Origin of the sequence: Pseudomonas sp. TH39(2020) (genome assembly GCF_016650715.1) — a bacterium.
Taxonomy (GTDB): Bacteria; Pseudomonadota; Gammaproteobacteria; order Pseudomonadales; family Pseudomonadaceae; genus Aquipseudomonas; species Aquipseudomonas mandelii_C.
In genome coordinates this window covers 396,789-414,968 of the sequence record NZ_JAEKFF010000005.1, presented here as the reverse complement: position 1 = coordinate 414,968, position 18,180 = coordinate 396,789, and the positions used below count along the sequence as shown (strand labels likewise).

The window sequence follows — 18,180 nt, the reverse complement described above, 5'->3', positions numbered from 1 at the left end:
TGATGCTCATTAGTTTGAGTCGACGGACTCGCTTTCCAACGCCTCCTCAATTGTCTCGCGATCTTTACCCCTGGTCTTCAACTCACTGACAATCACCGCCGCCACAATCAACCCCGCACCCACCAGCGCAATCGCCGGCAACCGCTCCCCGGCAATCCTTCCGACAATCCCGGCCCCAACCGGCTCACCCGCATAAATCAACGTCGCCCGGGTCGGCGAAACGCTCTTCTGCGCCCAGTTCATCGCCACTTGAATCGCCGCACTGGCCGCGCCCAGACCCAACGCGCTGCATAACAGCAGCCAGGAGAAGTCCGGAATACTTTCCTGAGTCGGCACCACCATCAAAAACGCCAGCGCCGAGGTGACCGCCAATTGCACCACCGTCACCCGACGCACATCGACCTGGCCGGCATACGTGCTGATCAGAATGATCTCTGCCGCAATCGCCACGGCGCTGATCAACGTGGCGATTTCACCCGGGCTGAAATTGAACGAAGCACCGGCCGGTCCCGACAGCAACATCAACCCGGTAAACGCCAACATGATCCCGATGCTCGGCATCAACCCCGGACGCCGCCCCAGCACCAGCCATTGCAACAACGGCACGAAGGGCACGTACAACGCGGTAATAAACGCCGACTGACTGCTGGGAATGCTCTGTAACCCGACGGTCTGCAAACCATAACCGAGCATGATCGCCACTCCGATAAAGGCCCCAGCCTTCAATTCGAACAGGGTCAGGTCTCGCAGGTGTCGCCAGGAAAACAGCGCAACAATGATCGCCGCCGCGGCAAAACGCAGACCGACGAAGAACATCGGCCCGCTGACGGTCATCGCATGTTGCACCAGCAAGAAGGTGCCGCCCCAGACCATGGTGATCAGCACCAGCACGCACTCGGCCTTGCTGAACCGCGAGAAACGGGAGGAAGTGTGAGGGGTATTCACCGACGTCATGACCTTGCGCGCTACCTGAGGGCGACGCACAATGCGCCGAATGTTGCGCAGTATACTGCCCAACCCCATCAAGTGAGCAATATAGTGCACAAAGATTCCACGCAACGGACTTCGGTCCTTCAGCACGTCAGCCAAAACGTTCGACGCTTGCGCCACGCCGCCGACATGAGCCAGGCGACGCTGGCGGAAAAATCCGGGGTCAGCCGCCGGATGCTGGTGGCCATCGAGGCCGGCGAGAAGAATGTCAGCCTGACTACCCTCGACCGCGTCGCCGAAGCGCTGGACGTGGCGTTCAGCGACCTGATCCAGGCCCCGGATGCACGCGATCCGAGTCGCATCAACGAAGTGGCGTGGGCCGGGACGATTCCTGGCAGCAAAGCCGTTTTATTGTCCAAAGCCACGGCTACCCGTGAGGTGGAACAGTGGGAGTGGTGTCTGCAACCGGGGGAAATTTACCCGTCGCAACCGGACGCCGAGGGCTGGAGTGAACAAATCTACGTGTTCGAAGGCTGCCTGACGCTGATGCTCGGTGACACGCCACAGGAAATCGCTGCCGGCGAGTTCTACATGTTCGCCAGCAACCAGCCCCACGCCTATCGCAACGATGGGCCGGTGGCGGCGCGGTTTGTGCGAAACGTGGTGATTTGATCGGCGCTGATTTTGCCACGTCAAACACATATATACCTGTTACTTCTTACAGTAGACGATTGGTCTTGGATCCAGACAATGATGAGTGCGCCGGCGGATGGCGGTCCACTCCTCAACATTGGGTTCATATATGTCTATTCATCACAAAAAGCCGTCAGAGCTTTTACCTGCACCCGTACTGCCGGTGGCCTGCGGCGACATCGTCTTTCTCGAAGATGTCGTAGCCGGCGCCCGGGTCGATATTGTATTGAGCCGGGGTGTCTATCCGGGCATCCAGGTGACCCTCGAATACAGCAATGACAGCACTTCCAAAACATTAACGACCCCACTTACTGGAGCGGGGGCATCATTTGTGATTCCTGCTTGCGCGTTTATTAACAGTTTTGGGATGCGGATTCGGTATTGGGTCGACGATCCATTCCAACAAAGCGAAGTGATCGATTTAGGCGTGTCGATGTGCTTGTGAAGCAGGCCTGGCTGTTGGCAGGGCAATAGCGATTGAACATTTTGCGTTTTTTTTAGTGAGTGTGTTTTCGTTGAATAAGTCATAAATAGTTGATTAATACCCCTATTAATAACTGGCACGGCTTCTGTAACTGATGGCGAAGCGGGCGGCGAGCTTATGATGCTGGGCGACGCGCCGCATGAGATCGCTGCCGGCGAGTTCTACCTGTTCGCCAGCAACCAGCCGCATTCCTATCGTAACGATGGGCCGGTGGTGGCGCGGTTTGTGCGAAATGTGGTGATCTGATTTCAGGCCTGAGGCGATCTCTGTAAGTGGTATAGGCCTGTTAGTTCTGACAGTAGACAAGTCCTGTGGGCGGGAGCCCAATTGAAGCGCACTGGTGTGCACACGATGGTCATTGCCAATCGCGGTAATGATGCTGTCCAAACTAAGGAGAGTTTAGGTATGACTTATGAACTGAAAGAGATCCGCATTAATTCGGAGTTGTTGGCGCCCACAATCCTTCAGGCAGAAGGGTCGATTATTTACAGAGAAGCGGTAAAAAATGGAGGTACGATCCGGGTGCCAGTCATTTCACAGGCTCGGGTCGGCGACATACTAACTGTTTGGCTGAGGGCTTACGGTACATGGTCTACGGATCTGGAATTTAACGAGATTAACCTGGGCAAACCATTGGATGTTAACGTGCGATACCTTTCTTTTTCCCAAGGGAACTCAGCAGTTGTCAGTTATTCGTTGCAGCAAGGTGAGGACAAGTTACCTTCACCAGAGACGAGTTATGAACTGAAAGACTGATCGTCCACTCAGGCGATTGGCTGCACCCTTCGCCGATCCAGCCCATAACAGTGAGCTTGATGACAGGTTCTGTCCGGCGAATTTCGATTTGCTATTGAGTCATCTGGATCGGCTTTTTCGTTGATTGGATATTGCCAGGCACTACTGTCCGCCGATCAACAGCTAACAAACAGTTTGTTGTTTTTCTGTAGGTGAAACCTCTCAAGATAGTTCGGTAACCTGTTGAAATTGTGTAACTCCTTTTCAGGCATGACTTCTGCAATAGGCTCTGGGTACTCACCCGAAACCCCGGAGTCGGCCCATGACAGCCTCTGCCCAACCCTCTCGCACCGCCCACGTGATCCGCTCGGACGCCGAAGCCATCGCTGTCGCTCACAAGCTCGCCGCCCGCTTCGCCATTGAGGCCAGTGTCCGCGACCGTGAGCGACGCCTGCCAGTTGCCGAACTCGACGAATTCTCCGCCAGCGGCCTCTGGGGCATCACCGTTCCCAAGGAATACGGCGGCGCCGGCGTTTCCTACGTGACCGTCGCGGAGGTGATCAAGATCATTTCCGCTGCCGACTCATCCCTCGGTCAGATCCCGCAAAACCACCTCGGCGTACTCGACATCCTGCTGCAAACCGCCACCGAGGAGCAGAAGCGTTACTACTTCGGCAAAGTCCTGCAGGGCTATCGTTTCGGCAACGCCTTCTCCGAATCCAAAAGCAAAAACGCCGGGGCCTTCGAAACCCGAATTCGCTTTGATAAAGACACCGCGCAAATCGATGGCGAAAAGTTCTACTGCACCGGCGCGTTGTTCGCGCACATCGTGCCAGCAGTGGCGGTCAATGAAGAGAACAAGGCCTTCATCGCCTTCATCGAGCGTGGCATTCCCGGCTTGACCGTCATCGACAGCTGGGACGGTTTCGGCCAGCGCACCACGGCCAGCGGCGGTGTCACCCTGAGCGCGGTGAAAGTCCCGCTCAGTGCGGTGATCCCGGCCCACAAGGCCTTCGACGAACCCACCGCCGACGGCCCGATTTCACAAATCATTCAGGCTGCCGTGGACACCGGCATTGCCGTCGGCGCCCTTGAAGAAACCAAACGCTACGCCCGCGAAGCCCGGCCATGGATCGACAGCGGACAGGATCACGGCTGGCAGGACCCGTTCAGTATCGCTGCGATCGGCGACCTCGAATGGCGGGTCCACGGCACCGAAGCGATCCTCAAAAAGGCCGGTCGCGCCATTGACCATACCTTGCTCAACCCCAACGAAGACACGGTGGCCCGCGCTTCGGTGGTGGTCGCCCAGGCCAAAGTGCTATCGGCCGAGATCGCCTTGCTTGCCAGCAGCAAACTCTTCGAGCTGGCCGGCACTCGCTCGGTGCTCGGCAAGTACAACCTCGACCGCCACTGGCGCAACGCCCGGACGCACACCCTGCACGATCCGGCACGCTGGAAATACCACCTGATCGGCAACTACCTGCTCAACGGCGTGAAGCCTGCGCGCCACGCCTGGAACTGAGGAGCCCTCCATGAACGCTTTGACTCAACCGATTGTTGCCGGGCAGACCCTGGCCAAAAGTCAGCACGACCTGCACAACGCTCGCAGCGTGCTTGATGCGACGTTGCGTTTCGTCCGGCAGCAGGCCCAAGCCACGGATGATCCTTACGTCATCAGCCGCTTCGGCGATTTGCACATCCGCATTGAAGTCGCCGCCGCGCTGCTCGAACGCGCCGAAGACTTTCTGAACAGCGTTGATGACGACACGGAAATCAGCGTCGCTATCGCCGAGTCGCACCTGGCCAGCGCCGACGCGCTAAATGCCGTCAGCAACGCTGAAGTCGAACTCACCGGCCAACGCACCGTGTTGCCCGGATCACTGCATGACCCGCTGCGCTGGAAACTCCACCTCATCGGCAATTTCCGCCTCAACGGCATCCACCCCCCAAGCTTTAGGAGTGCTGTTTGATGGGCCGCGAAATTCGTCTCAACGCGTTTGACATGAACTGCGTCGGTCACCAGTCGCCAGGTTTGTGGGCGCATCCGCGGGATCGCTCCTGGCAGTACAAGGATCTGGAGTACTGGACCCCGACATCCGTCGTCGGGCTGCCGAAGCCGGACGCGATTCGTCGACGATTCTGATCTTCAACCTGCAAACCGTGATCTTTGGCGAGACCGACGCAAGGCCAAAGCCAAGTTCGAGGAATACAAAACCTGGGTCAGTTACGAAGGGTCAATGGTGCTGAGTTGATGATCGTTCCCGCGCAGAGCGTGGGAACGATCAGGTGCGGAGCGTGGGTTCTCTGTCCTACTTTGGTACTGCTTGATGAACCTTCCATGGGTTTGGCGCCTATTATCGTCCAAGAGATTTTTGAGATGAAACACTGAGCAGTGAGAACGCCATGACTGAAACCCAAAGCGGACAGGCCACCGACGCCATCCGCCACGCGGACATCCTGATCGTCGGCGGCGGCCTCAGCGGCGCAATGCTGGCGGCGCAGTTGCTGCGCCTGCCGGGCAAACGCAAGGTGCTGGTGATCGAACCCCGCGCCGAACTGGGACGGGGCGAGGCGTATAGCGCGGTCGAATTGGGCCATACGCTCAACGGCAATGCGGCGCGGATGAGCGTCGACCCGGACAACGCCGACGACCTGACCCAATGGCTGGCCGAGTACATCGCGGCCGGCGGCTGGCCGGAGTCTGACGAGCAACATGTGCCGGTCAGCGAATTGTTCCCGCCGCGGGGGATTTTCGGCCTGTACGTGCAGCAGCGGCTGGCCGAAGCGCAAGCGGTGGGGGCGTTAAACGGGTCAACGGTCGAGCATGTGCGGGCCGAGGTCGTTGACCTGCAAACCCGAGACGATTCTGTGTTGCTGACGTTGAGTGACGGGCAGCACTTGCAGGGCGCTTATGCGGTGTTGGCCACGGGGATGTTTCCCGCCGCGCGTACGCCACAGACCGAGTCCAGCGGCTTGAACGCGGCGGCACTTGATCCGTGGGATGTCACCGCCATGCAACAGCTCGATCCGCAGTCGACCGTGCTCATCATCGGTTCGGGCCTGACCATGGTCGATGCCGTGGTGTCGCTGGAACAGGCCGGGCATCGCGGGCCGATCGAAGTGTTTTCCCGACATGGCTTGCTGCCTCACGTGCGTCGGCAACCTCCGGCCTGGGCAGACTTTCTCGCCGAGGATCAGAGCATTCGCACACCGCGACAGCTGGTGCGCGAACTGCGTCGGCATTGCCGGGACGCCATCGCTCAAGGCATCGACTGGCAGGCGCCGCTCGACACGGTGCGGGCGCATATCGGCCGCTTGTGGAATCAGGCGACGGATGTGCAGCGCCGACAGTTTGTGCGACATGTGCGGCCGTGGTGGGAAAGCCATCACCACCGCTCGCCGCCGTTGAGTGCCGAACTGGTGGAGCGATTGCACAAGGAAGGGCGGTTGCGGATTCAGGCGGCGTCGTTCAAAGGGTTGGAGCCTTCCTCGGGCGGTGAAGTCAGTATCCGCATCCGTCGTCGGGGTGAGGCAGAAACCACCGTTGTCAGCGGCGCGGCATTGATCAATTCCAGCGGCATCGAATACGACTGGCGGCGGGTCGCCCGACCGCTGCCACAGCAACTGTTGGCCCGCGGACTTGTTCGGCCGGGGCCGTTGGCGCTGGGGATTGCGGCGGCAGTCGATGGTGCGGTGCTGGATGCCGATGAACACGCCGCCAGCCGTCTGTTCGCCATGGGGCCACCGTTGCGCGGCATCTGGTGGGAAAGCACCGCAGTGACTGACGTCGCGAGCCAGGCCAAGGCGCTCGCCGCTCGCCTGACAACAACGCCGGCCCTGTAGCAGCTGCTATAGATATCTCGAGTCTGTATTTCAACACTAAAGACAAGAAACCCCGGGGAGATCGGATCTACCCGGGGTTTGTTGTTTCAAGCGGCGCAACGCCGTTGATCAATAACGCTGATACTTCGAACCGAACTCAGGGCGGTTTTCAGCGACGTAGAGTTTGCTCGCCTGGCTGTCTTTGTGATCAACACCGACGGTGTTCACGTTCAGTGTGGCCGGTTGACTGACTTTGGCCGCTGCAACGACCTGCGAGGTGGCGTGAGGGGCGGCGATGGCGGAGGTAGCGCCAAGAACCGAAAGGGCGAAACCAAGACCGATAATGCTTTTCATGATGGTGCTCCAGAGCGTGGGGAGAAGATGGGGCCACTGTAGTGCTGGAGCATCGCGATGAAAAAACACCCTGACGCATAGTTGTTATCGAGCGCGTTAATCCACTGTCAGCGGGGTGTGTTGTCGCTGAGCCAGCGCTGCTTGAGTTGTTCCAGACGCCCATCGCGGTTCATCTCGTCGAGCGCCTGTTGCTGGGTGTTAGCGGAATACAGCGCCGTCTCCACGTCCATGGGCGGACCGACCCACTGATAAAAGCCTTCGCGCTCGGCGGTGCGCAACATCCCTTAAACCCGCGCTACCGGAACCATAGTCCTGCACCGCTGCCAGTTTTACGTGCTCTGTGTACTTACCCATGACACCCCCAAAGGTTGTGTCCAACCTTTGGGGGGCAGTTCAGAGCGTGGGAACGATCATGGGGATCACCAGGGCATTCAATACCGCTGATATTTCGAGCCGAACTCGGCGCGATTTTCCGCGACAACTACTCCACCGCGTACCGCATTGCTCGGGCTGACCGATGCCACACGTTCGCGCAGTTCTTGCAGACGGTCGGCACCGCCTTCGGCCACGCGATTCTCGATCAGACGATCGGAGCCGCCTTCCACCAGCAGTTGTTGAACCTGGACAGGGGACGCAGCATTGCCGGTGTGGGCCGACGCCAGGCTCGACAGGCCGAGACCACTAACCAGTGCCAGACCGAGTGCCAGGGACGAGACTTTCGAGAAGTTGAACATGGGTGATTCTCCGTGCGTTTAGTTTGAGTGGGTCGGTAGCTGCTGCTATCCGGTGATCACAGTTAAACGCTCGGGTGTATCGGTGATGTGTGCTCGAACAAGCCGAAATCGGTATCTGCGTATCTGTCGCGGGTTCTTATACAGACGGATACAAAACCCTATGAAAAAGTCTCCTCAGGTTCTGCTGGGGGAGCGCTTCATGATTCCGCACCGAGCAATTCCACCGGGTAGGAGAACACGTAGCCTTCGCTGCGCACGGTTTTGATGTAGGTCGATTCCCGTGAGTCATCCATCAATCGCTGGCGCAGACGGCTGACCAGCAAATCAATCGAGCGGTCGAACAGGTCGGCGTCGCGGCCCTGGGTCAGGTTGAGCAACTGGTCACGGCTGAGCACCCGTTGCGGGTGATCGAGGAACACCCGCAGCAGACGGTATTCGGCGCCACTGAGGGCCACCATCGTGCCGTCTTCGTCGAGTAAGTGCCGGGCGGTGGTGTCCAGGCGCCAGCGGCCGAAGCCCAGCAGCCGGCCGCTTTCGGTGATCAGCAGGTTGGGCGGCAACATCCGGGTGCGGCGCAACACGGCATTGATCCGCGCCAGCAATTCGCGGGCAGCGAAGGGTTTGGTCAGGTAGTCGTCGGCGCCCATTTCCAGGCCGAGGATGCGATCGGTTTCGTCGTTGCGTGCGGTGAGCATCAGGATCGGTGTGGCTTTGTGTTTGCCCGAGCGCAGTTCACGGCACAGCAGCAGGCCGTCATCGCCGGGCATCATGATGTCCAGCACGATCAGGTCCACCTGATTGGTTTCCAGAAAGCTGCGCATCTGCCGGCCATCGGCGACGACGGTGGTGCGCAGCCCGTTCTTTTTCAGGTAATTGCCGACCAGCTCGCGAATCTCCCGGTCGTCGTCGACGATCAGGATGTGGTTCACATGTTCCATCGCTCAAGCCTCTTGTTGTTCGCTTTGTATCGCACTGTATCTCGCGCCCCCGGAGACACCTTACGCCTTATTAATTCCGGTTCTACGACACATGGCAGATACCTCGGGCCGATTAAATGGGTTCCATCGAGACAACACAGCTTGCCTCGCAACCACCGCCCATTTGCAACCCTGAGGAAATCACCATGAACTGGAACAAACTGATTGCCGCCAGCTTCTTCGCGCTCCTGAACGTTGCAGCGTTTTCGGCCCATGCCGATGTTCAAGCGCCGTCGCAGACAACTTCTCACGGCACCCACCTGGATATCAAGAAAGTGGTTTCCGTCGTCAACAACGACGGCGGCAATTGCGGCATTGTCGAAGCCCGCCTGACCTATCTCGATTCCAGCGGCGCGCAGAAAGTCCTCGATTACAGCAAATTCGCAGAGTGCGGCAATCAGGGCGGCTGATCTTTCCACTACGCTCATCGCTGTCAAAACCGATGAACGCGCAGTCTGCTCATCCCCCCGCGATGGCTGACTCACGTCGTCCAGAACACCAGGTCAATGACTTCCAGGGAAATCACCATGAAGATGAATGTATTGAGCAAAAAAAACGACTCACGTCGTCGTTTCTTTGGCCCATCGGTCCTCGCTTTCGCGCTGATGCAGTTAGGTGCCCTTGGTGCTGCCAATGCGCAAACCGCGACGCCAGAGCCCGTGGTGGCCAGCGCCGCTACTCTGAAGGCGGACTCGTTCGGCCCGCTGAAGCATGTCAACGCCGGGTTGCTGAATGTGGCTTACGCCGAAGTCGGCCCCGCCGATGGTCCGGTGGTGATTCTTCTGCACGGTTGGCCCTACGATATTCACAGCTATAGCGAAGTGGCGCCCTTGTTGGCGGCCAAGGGTTACCGGGTTCTGATCCCGTATGCTCGGGGCTACGGCGACACGCATTTCCTGTCCGACAAGACGGTTCGCAACGGCCAGCCCGCCGCGTTGGCCAGTGACGTCATCGACTTTATGGATGCGCTCAAGATCAAGAAGGCGGTGCTCGGTGGCTACGACTGGGGCGCGCGCTCAGCGGACATCGTTTCGGCGCTCTGGCCGGAGCGGGTGGAGGCGCTGGTCTCGGTGAGCGGCTACCTCATCGGCAATCAGGCCGCCGGCAAGAATCCGTTGCCGCCCAAGGCCGAGCTGCAATGGTGGTACCAGTTCTACTTCGCTACCGAACGCGGCCAGGCCGGTTACGAAAAAAATCGCCACGACTTCGCCAAGTTGATCTGGGAGCTGGCCTCCCCGAAATGGACGTTCGACGACGCGACTTTCGACCGCAGCGCGGCGGCCCTGGACAACCCCGATCATGTGGCTATTACGATCTTCAACTATCGCTGGCGGTTGGGCATGATTCAGGGCGAACCTCAATATGAGGCACTGGAGCAGCGGCTGGCCAAGGCCCCGGTCATTACGGTGCCGACCATCACCATGGAAGGTGATGCCAACGGGGCGCCACATCCGGCTGCCGAGGATTATGCCAAGCGTTTCACCGGCAAATATGAGTACCGACTCATCAACGGCGGCATCGGCCACAACTTGCCGCAGGAAGATCCGCAGGCCTTTGCCAAGGCAGTGATCGACGCGGATCACCTCTGAGCATGAGTGCCGCGAGATCATTCCCACGCGGGAGCGTGGGAATGATCTTCAAAGGTTACAGCTCACATTAGCTTTATTACGCAACCACTTGATAACACGGCACATACGCCGCGCCACCCGGCAGTTTCATCCGGTGCTGGGCGACGAAGGCCTTGAGCAGTTGATCCAGCGGTTGCATCACCGCCGCGTCGCCACGGATCTGGTACGGCCCGTGCTCTTCGATCAGGCGGATGCCTTTGTCCTTGACGTTGCCGGCGACGATGCCGGAGAACGCGCGGCGCAGGTTGGCGGCCAGTTCGTGGGCCGGCAGGTTGCGGCTCAGTTTCAGGTTGGCCATGTTTTCGTGGGTCGGATCGAATGGACGCTGGAAGCCTTCGTCGATCTTCAGCAGCCAGTTGAAATGGAACGCGTCATTGCGCTCGCGGCGGAACTGTTTGACCGCTTTTAGGCCTTGAGTCATTTGACGCGCGACTTCAGCCGGGTCGTCGATGATGATCTCGTAGTGCTGCTTCGCGGCGTCACCCAAGGTGGCGCCGACAAACGCATCCAGTTGCTCCAGATACGGCGCGGCATGTTTCGGTCCGGTGAGAACCACGGGGAAGGGCAGGCCCGCATTGTCCGGGTGCATCAGGATGCCGAGCAGGTACAGGAACTCTTCGGCCGTGCCGGCGCCGCCCGGGAAAATGATGATGCCGTGGCCGACGCGGACGAAGGCTTCCAGACGCTTTTCGATGTCCGGCAGGATCACCAGTTCGTTGACGATCGGGTTAGGCGCTTCGGCGGCGATGATGCCTGGCTCGGTCAGGCCGAGGTAGCGGCCGCCGTGGATACGCTGTTTGGCGTGGGCGATGGTCGCGCCTTTCATCGGGCCTTTCATCACGCCGGGACCGCAACCGGTGCAGATGTCGAGGTTGCGCAGGCCCAGTTCGTGGCCGACTTTCTTGGTGTATTTGTATTCTTCGGTGTTGATCGAGTGGCCGCCCCAGCACACCACGATCTTCGGCTCGACGCCGGGGCGCAGGGTGCGGGCGTTGCGCAGCAGGTGGAACACGTAGTCGCTGATGCCCTGGGAGGTGCTCAGGTCGATGCGCTGGGCGTCGAGTTCGTTTTCTGTGTAGACGATGTCGCGCAGGGCGCTGAAGAGCATTTCCCGGGTGCTGGCGATCATTTCGCCATCAACGAAGGCATCGGCCGGGGCGTTCAGCAGTTCCAGGCGTACGCCGCGGTCCTGCTGGTGAATGCGGATTTCGAAGTCCTTGTAGGCTTCGAGGATGGTTTTTGCGTTATCGACATGGGCGCCGGTATTGAGGATGGCCAGGGCGCACTGGCGGAATAAGGTGTAGGTGCTGCCGGATCCGGCTTCGCTCAGTTGCTGTACTTCACGTTGAGAAAGGGTTTCCAGACTGCCTTTTGGGCTGACCGAGGCGTTGATTACTTGTCGTTGGGTCATTCAATGATCCTTAAAACGATGCCATTCATACAGGCAAAGGGCATCCGAATAGTATGTATCCATGAAAGAAGATGGCACGAACTGCGCTGTATCGCCATTTCCCCGTTTGACGATGAAAAGATGAAAAGGAGCCTCAGCATAGCTAAATCCCCTGCAGAGGCGATAATGCCCCGCAGCCTTTTTACCCATGCCCTCAAGGAACCCCGTCGCGATGTTCGAAATCCAGCCGCAGAACCCCGAACGCTATCGAAGCCAGACGCGACGCAGCACGATAATCATAGCCTTGATTTTCCTGGCCCTGGCGATGGTGTTGTCCACCACGGCGGTGGCGCTGTTCGGCGAACCCGGTGGCGACAATCTGCGATTCAACGTCGGCGGCGTGTTTGTGTCGGTGCTGCTGATGGCCGCGCTGATGCGCGGCACGTTCTGGACCCAGCCATGGATGGCCCCGGCGGTTTACGGTTGGCAGCTCAAGCGCAGCCTGATGAGCATCACCAACGTCATGCATCAGGTGACGGCGGCGGTGGAGAAGGAGGATCCGGCGGCCATGAAGCTGCTGCGTTTCTACCATCTGGGGTTGAGCCAGATGCACGAGCTGGACGGCAACTCCAGTGATCACAGCCAATTGACCCGCGAGATGGATCAGCACAAGGTGCGGATGGAAGCGCTGGGCATCGAGACGGATCAGACGCAATTGAATCCCGCCTGGATCGAGGCCGTGAAGCAGGCGTCACGCTAAAACATTGGATCTAATGCCATTCAGCCAACGCGATCCCTGTAGCAGCTGTCGAAGCCTGCGTCCGGCTCTGTAGCAGCTGTCGAGCTTGCGAGGCTGCGTTCGGCTGCGCAGCAGTCGCAAAACCTGAGTGCGAGGTTTTTCTGAAACACCGCGTCGTCTGATTTCACGACGGCTGCGCCGCCGAACGCAGCCTCGCAAGCTCGACAGCTGCTACAGAGCCGAACGTAAAGGGATCGTGTTTTGGCGTTTAAACCCGCAGCCGCAGGGTTTCAAACAGTTCCCTGTCTTCCTTTCTGGCCGAGCGCGCATGGCGCCGAATGACCTGCAACAGGCAATCGGTAAAGCACAGCGCTGCATTGCTCAGCGAGCCATTGCGTCGTGTCACGATGCTCAGCTGCCGGGGTTCGAACTGCTCGGCCAGCTCCAGGGCAACCACCCGGCCGAGGAAGGGCGGGGCAACGCTCACGATGGACGGTCCCCAGGTACACATATCGGCCCGCTCGACCATCATCTGCAAGATGGCCAGTGAATGGGCCCGAACGATTCGGTTCTCATCGATCTGCGCACCGTGTTTCCAGAACAACGCCTGCATCAGCCCGTCGTGTCCGTCCGGCGCGTAGTTCAGCGTCCAGTTCTGCTCCAGTAACTCATGAATTGACCGAGCGTCCTGCCGAGCATGACCCTGACGGACCAGCACCGACGTCTGGTAATCGAGCAAGGTTTCGCAGGCAAACTCCTGGGTCGATTGCGCCGGGTGCAACTGGCCAATCGCAAAATCCATGCTGCCATCACGCAACAACGGCTGGGCCACGGCCATCAGGCTTTCGTACAGCTCCAGACGGATTTGCGGCATGCGCTCGCGAAACGCCAGAACCACCTCGGGCAAGAAGGTCAGGGCGATCCAGGGCGTGACCCCGACACAGAGCCGCCCCTGGGCCTTGCCCCGCATGTGATCGAGTTCGGTCTGCGCATGCTCCAGCTGCTTGATCACTAGCCGGGCGTGGGTCAGCAATACTTTGCCGTATTCGGTGAAGTTCAGGCCGCTGGGGGTTCGGGTGAACAGCGGTAGCTGCTGACTGGTTTCCAGCTCGCGCAGCGCTTTGGTCACGGCGGCCTGGGAGATGTCCAGCGAACGCGCGGCGGCGCGGATGCTGCCGGTTTCGGCGCTGGCAATCAGTGCTTGTAATTGATGGAGTTTCATCTGCTCACCCTGGTGACAACCTAGGGTTGTCATCATAACCAAACTGGGCCTCCCCAGCCCAGAGCCCGTTCCCTAAGATCCGACTCAGCAACCGCTCAGGTCTTATCGAAGGAATACAACAATGATCGCCGACCCAGTCTTGCCGGGTATTGCAGCCATCCAAGAGGAAATGATCGCGTTGCGCCACAGCCTTCACGCGCACCCCGAGTTGGGCTTTGAAGAATTCGCCACCAGTGAGCGGGTTGCCGCGTGTTTGACGCAGTGGGGGTTTGAGGTCTGCACGGGTGTAGGCAAGACCGGCGTCGTCGCCACCCTGAAAAATGGCGAGGGCCGGTCCATTGGTTTGCGCGCCGACATGGATGCACTGCCGATTCAGGAAACCACCGGTTTGCCCTATGCCAGCCGGATCGACGGCGTCATGCATGCCTGCGGCCACGACGGTCATACGGCAACGCTGCTAACGGCTGCTAAACACCTGGCGCAGACCCGTGCGTTCAACGGCACGGTGAATCTGATTTTTCAGCCGGCCGAAGAAGGCCTGGGCGGTGCCCGGAAAATGCTGGAGGAGGGCCTGCTCGAACGGTTCCCGTGTGACGCGATCTTCGCCATGCACAACGTACCGGGTTATCCCGTCGGGCATCTGGGGTTCTACAGCGGCCCGTTCATGGCGTCTGCCGACACGGTGAACATCAAAATCATCGGCAACGGTGGGCATGGCGCGGTGCCGCACAAGGCGGTCGACCCGGTGCTGGTCTGCTCGTCGATCGTGATCGCCCTGCAAAGCATCGTCTCGCGCAACGTCAATCCGCAGGAAATGGCGATCATCACGGTGGGCTCCCTGCATGCCGGCAGCGCTTCGAACGTGATTCCGTCCAGTGCCGAGATGAGCCTGAGTGTGCGTGCCCTGACCCCCGAGATTCGCCACTTGCTCGAAGTCAGGATTACCGAGTTGGTCAACGGTCAGGCAGCCAGTTTTGGCGCCCGGGCCCACATCGATTATCAACATTGTCATCCGGTGTTGATTAACCATCCCGAGCCCACCGCGTTTGCCCGAGAAGTTGCGCGCGAATGGTTGGGAGAAGGGCAACTGATCGACGACCTGCGGCCCTTCACCGCGAGTGAGGACTTTGCCTTTGTGCTGGAAAAATGCCCCGGCAGTTACCTGGTGATCGGCAACGGCGAAGGCGATAGCGGGTGTCTGTTGCACAACCCCGGCTATGACTTCAATGATGCCTGCCTGCCGATCGGGGCGAGTTACTGGGTCAAGTTGGTCGAACGCTTTCTGGGTTGAGTCGCCGTATTTTCGTTGGGCCTGAGAGGAGCAAAAATAATGAACAAGATGATTGCGGCTGTTTCACTGGTGTTGTTGACGGCTACGGGAATGGCCGGCGCGGCCGACTGGTCTGGCAAAGTCCTGAAACTGGGGGTCGACCCCACGTATCCACCACTGGAATACAAGAACCAGGATGGCACGCTGACCGGCTTCGGGGTCGACATCGCCGAGGCGCTGTGTGCCGAGCTGAAGGCCCGCTGCATTTGGGTTGAAAGCAGCTGGGACGGCATGATCCCGGCGCTGCTGGCGCGCAAGTTCGACGCGGTGGCGTCGTCGATGACCGTGACGCCCAAGCGCCTGGAGCAGATTGCGTTCACCGACAAGGTCTCCAATGCGCCGGCACGGTTGGTCGTCAAGCGTGGATCGGGCCTGCTGCCCACCCTCGAGTCGCTCAAGGGCAAACGCATTGGTGTGGAGCAGGGTTCGACTCAGGAGGCGTATGCCAAAGCCGTCTGGGGTTCGAAGGGCATCGACGTGCTCTCCTACCAAAATCAGGACCAGGTGTATGCGGACCTGGTGGTGGGCCGACTCGATGCCTCGGTGCAGGGCGCCATTCAAGCCAGCCACGGCTTCCTCAACACCGCGCAGGGCAAGGACTATGAATTTGCCGGCGCCACCCTGGATGACCCGGCCTTTTTCGGCGTCGGTGACGGCATCGGTTTGCGCAAGAGCGATGTCGAGTTACGCGAAGACTTGAACAAAGCCCTGGCGACAATTCTGGCCAATGGCACTTACGCGCGGATCAATAAAAAATACTTCGATTTCGACGTCTACGGCGCGAAGTAACGTCCCTTCGGCCCTTGAAACAGAGCGGTCGCCTGGCCGCTCCATCGCAGCATCCCCCCTCCACCTCGACCTAATAAGAACAAGGAGAGTGAAATGCTTCTGGAAGGCTTTGGCCCGCAGATCCTGCTGGGCACCCTGGCCACTATCAAACTGGCGTTATGGTCATTGTTGATCGCGGTCCTGGCCGGGCTGCTCGGCGCCAGTTCCAAGTTGTCCTCCAACCGTTTGTTGCGAGCGCTGGCCACCGGTTATACGACGGTGATTCGCAGCATGCCGGACCTGGTGATCATGCTGTTGCTGTTCTTCAGCCTGCAAATGCTGCTCAACCGGATGACCGATTGGCTGGGCATCGCTCAGATCGACATCGACCCGTTTCTGGCCGGCGTCATCACCCTGGCTTTCATTTACGGGGCTTACTTTACCGAGACGTTTCGCGGCGCCTTCCAGGCGGTCCCGGCTGGCCAGATCGAAGCGGCAAGAGCCTACGGCATGACCCGTGGCAAAACCTTTCGCAAAATCCTGTTCCCGCAAATGCTCCGCCACGCATTGCCGGGCATTGGCAATAACTGGCAGGTGTTGATCAAGTCGACCGCGCTGGTATCGATCATCGGCCTGACCGATGTCATCAAAGCCACCCAGGATGCGGGCAAGGGCTCCCTGCAGTTCTTCTATTTCACGCTGGTCGGCGGCCTGATCTACCTCGCCATCACCACGGTGTCCAACGTTGTCTTGATGTGGCTCGAACACCGCTATTCGGTGGGTGTCAGGAAGGCTGCGCTATGACCGGCATTCTCGAAAATTACTGGCAGGCGTATCTGTGGAATGACGGGCCACACTTTTCCGGGTTGGCAGTGACCTTGTGGCTGCTCATTCTTTCGGTGGTGACGGGCTTCCTGCTCGCGGTGCCGCTGGCGATTGCCCGCGTCAGCCGCAACCCGCTGATCCGTGTGCCGGTCTGGTGCTACACCTACGTGTTTCGCGGTACCCCGTTGTACATCCAGCTGCTGTTTTTCTACACCGGGGTGTACAGCTTGCATGTGGTTCGATCCCAGGATTTTCTCAACGCGTTTTTCCGTGACGGGTTCAACTGCACGGTGCTGGCGTTCGGGCTCAATACCTGCGCCTACATGACCGAAATTTTCGCCGGTTCCATCCGGGCGACTGCCCATGGCGAAATCGAAGCCGCCAGCGCCTATGGCATGAGCCGGTTCACCCTCTATCGCCGGATAGTTTTGCCGTCGGCGTTGCGTCGGGCCCTGCCGTTTTTCAGCAATGAAGTGATTCTGATGCTGCATTCCACCTCGGTGGCGTTTACCGCCACGGTCCCCGATTTGCTGAAGATTGCCCGGGACGTCAACTCGGCGACTTATGCATCCTTTGCCGCGTTCGGGATCGCCGGGGTGCTGTATGCCGCCAGCGCGTTTTTCCTGATCTGGCTGTTTCGTCGCGGCGAACTGCATTGGCTCGGCTACCTCAAACCGCGGACGCACTGACCCCTCACTGGACATGCTCGAATGTATAAATTGATCGTTGAAGATGTGCATAAGAACTACGGCAGCCATGAGGTATTGAAGGGTGTCTCACTCAAGGCCAGGGCGGGTGACGTGATCAGCATCATCGGCTCTTCGGGGTCGGGGAAAAGTACCTTCTTGCGCTGTATCAACCATCTCGAACAACCATCCTCCGGGCGCATCGTCGTGAATGCCGAAGAGCTGCTCACCCGCAAGAACTCAAGGGGGGATTTGTGTGCGGTCGATCCCGCGCAGTTGCAGGGCATGCGCAGCAAGCTGTCGATGGTGTTCCAGCACTTCAATCTATGGAGCCACATGACGGTGCTGGAAAACATCATCGAGTGCCCGATGAGCGTGCTGGGTGTCAGTCGGGCGGAGGCTCTGGAGCGGGCGCGGCATTACCTCGCCAAGGTAGGTTTGCCGGCGAAGGTCGAGACGCAGTATCCGGTCCATCTTTCCGGTGGACAGCAACAGCGCGTCGCCATTGCGCGTGCGCTGGCCATGGAACCGCAAGTGATGCTGTTCGACGAACCGACCTCCGCCCTGGACCCTGAACTGGTGGGCGAGGTGCTCAAGGTCATGCAGCAGCTGGCCGAAGAGGGGCGGACGATGGTGGTGGTCACCCATGAGATGGCGTTTGCCCGGCAGGTGTCGAACCACGTCATGTTTTTGCATCAGGGCCGGGTTGAAGAACAGGGGGTACCGTCTACTGTTCTGGATAAGCCGGACAGCGAGCGGTTGCAGCAGTTTCTGGCGGGAAGCCTCAAGTAGCTTGTTTTTTGTGTGCATATCCGTTTCTGCGGTCACGGCTGCTTTTGGTTCCGCTCTTACAGCGGGTC

Annotated in this window: 22 protein-coding genes and 2 pseudogenes; 17 read left to right on the top strand and 7 right to left on the bottom strand. The window is 59.3% G+C overall.

Annotation, left to right across the window (positions count from 1 at the left end; genetic code table 11):
* Window positions 1–9 precede the first annotated feature (9 nt).
* Window positions 10–1,044: a DMT family transporter gene (locus JFU47_RS06935; protein WP_342215363.1), complete on the bottom strand. Its 1,035-nt coding sequence runs from the start codon at window positions 1,042–1,044 to the stop codon at window positions 10–12.
* Between JFU47_RS06935 and JFU47_RS06930 the strand changes: the two genes are divergently transcribed.
* The 9 genes and pseudogenes from JFU47_RS06930 (at window position 1,039) to JFU47_RS06895 (ending at window position 6,688) form a co-directional block, all read left to right on the top strand.
* Window positions 1,039–1,602 (top strand): helix-turn-helix domain-containing protein, encoded by a 564-nt coding sequence (locus JFU47_RS06930; protein WP_201182036.1) that lies wholly within the window; start codon window positions 1,039–1,041, stop codon window positions 1,600–1,602. The genes JFU47_RS06935 and JFU47_RS06930 overlap by 6 nt on opposite strands.
* Window positions 1,603–1,732: 130 nt before the next feature.
* Window positions 1,733–2,068 (top strand): hypothetical protein, encoded by a 336-nt coding sequence (locus JFU47_RS06925; protein WP_201182034.1) that lies wholly within the window; start codon window positions 1,733–1,735, stop codon window positions 2,066–2,068.
* 96 nt (window positions 2,069–2,164) lie between these two features.
* Window positions 2,165–2,353 (top strand): cupin domain-containing protein, encoded by a 189-nt coding sequence (locus tag JFU47_RS06920; RefSeq protein WP_342215368.1) that lies wholly within the window; start codon window positions 2,165–2,167, stop codon window positions 2,351–2,353.
* A 159-nt stretch (window positions 2,354–2,512) separates the two neighbouring features.
* Window positions 2,513–2,863 carry a hypothetical protein gene (locus JFU47_RS06915; RefSeq protein ID WP_140682201.1) on the top strand — a complete coding sequence of 117 codons (351 nt, stop codon included), beginning with the start codon at window positions 2,513–2,515 and terminating at the stop codon, window positions 2,861–2,863.
* Between the two features lie 301 nt (window positions 2,864–3,164).
* Window positions 3,165–4,367 (top strand): SfnB family sulfur acquisition oxidoreductase, encoded by a 1,203-nt coding sequence (locus tag JFU47_RS06910; protein ID WP_201182031.1) that lies wholly within the window; start codon window positions 3,165–3,167, stop codon window positions 4,365–4,367.
* A gap of 10 nt (window positions 4,368–4,377) precedes the next feature.
* Window positions 4,378–4,815 carry an acyl-CoA dehydrogenase gene (locus JFU47_RS06905; protein WP_201182030.1) on the top strand — a complete coding sequence of 146 codons (438 nt, stop codon included), beginning with the start codon at window positions 4,378–4,380 and terminating at the stop codon, window positions 4,813–4,815.
* A pseudogene (locus tag JFU47_RS06900) lies at window positions 4,815–4,934 on the top strand (hypothetical protein); the annotation flags it as partial. The gene JFU47_RS06905 and the pseudogene JFU47_RS06900, both read left to right, overlap by 1 nt.
* A gap of 2 nt (window positions 4,935–4,936) precedes the next feature.
* A pseudogene (locus tag JFU47_RS33530) lies at window positions 4,937–5,091 on the top strand (5,10-methylene tetrahydromethanopterin reductase); the annotation flags it as partial.
* Window positions 5,092–5,248: 157 nt separating this feature from the next.
* A complete protein-coding gene (locus JFU47_RS06895; protein WP_201182029.1) occupies window positions 5,249–6,688 on the top strand; it encodes an FAD/NAD(P)-binding protein in 1,440 nt (479 codons plus the stop codon).
* A 108-nt stretch (window positions 6,689–6,796) separates the two neighbouring features.
* On the opposite strand, the gene JFU47_RS06890 is transcribed toward JFU47_RS06895, so the two are convergent.
* The 4 genes from JFU47_RS06890 to JFU47_RS06870 form a co-directional block, all read right to left on the bottom strand.
* Window positions 6,797–7,021, bottom strand: a complete 225-nt coding sequence (locus JFU47_RS06890) for a hypothetical protein (protein WP_010455083.1) — start codon at window positions 7,019–7,021, stop codon at window positions 6,797–6,799.
* Window positions 7,022–7,128: 107 nt separating this feature from the next.
* The gene (locus JFU47_RS33080) at window positions 7,129–7,302 is read right to left on the bottom strand and encodes a hypothetical protein (protein ID WP_242485107.1); all 174 of its coding nucleotides are present in this window, start codon (window positions 7,300–7,302) and stop codon (window positions 7,129–7,131) included.
* 150 nt (window positions 7,303–7,452) lie between these two features.
* Window positions 7,453–7,755, bottom strand: a complete 303-nt coding sequence (locus JFU47_RS06875; protein WP_201182028.1) for a phage infection protein — start codon at window positions 7,753–7,755, stop codon at window positions 7,453–7,455.
* 197 nt (window positions 7,756–7,952) lie between these two features.
* The gene (locus JFU47_RS06870) at window positions 7,953–8,693 is read right to left on the bottom strand and encodes a response regulator (protein ID WP_017339377.1); all 741 of its coding nucleotides are present in this window, start codon (window positions 8,691–8,693) and stop codon (window positions 7,953–7,955) included.
* A 185-nt stretch (window positions 8,694–8,878) separates the two neighbouring features.
* Here JFU47_RS06870 and JFU47_RS06865 point away from each other — a divergent pair, with 185 nt between their 5' ends.
* Window positions 8,879–9,142 (top strand): DUF2790 domain-containing protein, encoded by a 264-nt coding sequence (locus JFU47_RS06865; protein ID WP_201182027.1) that lies wholly within the window; start codon window positions 8,879–8,881, stop codon window positions 9,140–9,142.
* Between the two features lie 117 nt (window positions 9,143–9,259).
* A complete protein-coding gene (locus tag JFU47_RS06860; RefSeq protein ID WP_201182026.1) occupies window positions 9,260–10,321 on the top strand; it encodes an alpha/beta fold hydrolase in 1,062 nt (353 codons plus the stop codon).
* A 76-nt stretch (window positions 10,322–10,397) separates the two neighbouring features.
* Here the strand turns inward: JFU47_RS06860 and ppnN are convergent, their stop codons facing one another.
* Entirely contained in the window at window positions 10,398–11,771 is a 1,374-nt protein-coding gene (gene ppnN / locus JFU47_RS06855) for a nucleotide 5'-monophosphate nucleosidase PpnN (protein ID WP_201182025.1), read from the bottom strand.
* Window positions 11,772–11,982: 211 nt separating this feature from the next.
* Here ppnN and JFU47_RS06850 point away from each other — a divergent pair, with 211 nt between their 5' ends.
* A complete protein-coding gene (locus tag JFU47_RS06850) occupies window positions 11,983–12,510 on the top strand; it encodes a DUF3087 domain-containing protein (protein ID WP_201182024.1) in 528 nt (175 codons plus the stop codon).
* Window positions 12,511–12,757: 247 nt separating this feature from the next.
* Here the strand turns inward: JFU47_RS06850 and JFU47_RS06845 are convergent, their stop codons facing one another.
* Complete coding sequence (locus tag JFU47_RS06845) at window positions 12,758–13,711, bottom strand: LysR family transcriptional regulator (protein WP_201182022.1); 954 nt, start codon at window positions 13,709–13,711, stop codon at window positions 12,758–12,760.
* A gap of 121 nt (window positions 13,712–13,832) precedes the next feature.
* Between JFU47_RS06845 and JFU47_RS06840 the strand changes: the two genes are divergently transcribed.
* From JFU47_RS06840 to JFU47_RS06820, 5 genes are all read left to right on the top strand, one after another.
* Window positions 13,833–15,002: a M20 aminoacylase family protein gene (locus tag JFU47_RS06840; RefSeq protein ID WP_201182020.1), complete on the top strand. Its 1,170-nt coding sequence runs from the start codon at window positions 13,833–13,835 to the stop codon at window positions 15,000–15,002.
* Between the two features lie 39 nt (window positions 15,003–15,041).
* A complete protein-coding gene (locus JFU47_RS06835; protein ID WP_201182018.1) occupies window positions 15,042–15,830 on the top strand; it encodes an ABC transporter substrate-binding protein in 789 nt (262 codons plus the stop codon).
* A 93-nt stretch (window positions 15,831–15,923) separates the two neighbouring features.
* Entirely contained in the window at window positions 15,924–16,613 is a 690-nt protein-coding gene (locus JFU47_RS06830; RefSeq protein ID WP_123367973.1) for an ABC transporter permease, read from the top strand.
* Window positions 16,610–17,323, top strand: coding sequence for an ABC transporter permease (locus tag JFU47_RS06825; RefSeq protein ID WP_201182016.1), 714 nt, complete (start codon window positions 16,610–16,612; stop codon window positions 17,321–17,323). Before JFU47_RS06830 ends, JFU47_RS06825 begins: the two co-directional genes overlap by 4 nt.
* A 21-nt stretch (window positions 17,324–17,344) precedes the next feature.
* Window positions 17,345–18,112 carry an ABC transporter ATP-binding protein gene (locus JFU47_RS06820; protein WP_201182014.1) on the top strand — a complete coding sequence of 256 codons (768 nt, stop codon included), beginning with the start codon at window positions 17,345–17,347 and terminating at the stop codon, window positions 18,110–18,112.
* The last annotated feature ends 68 nt before the right edge of the window (window positions 18,113–18,180 follow it).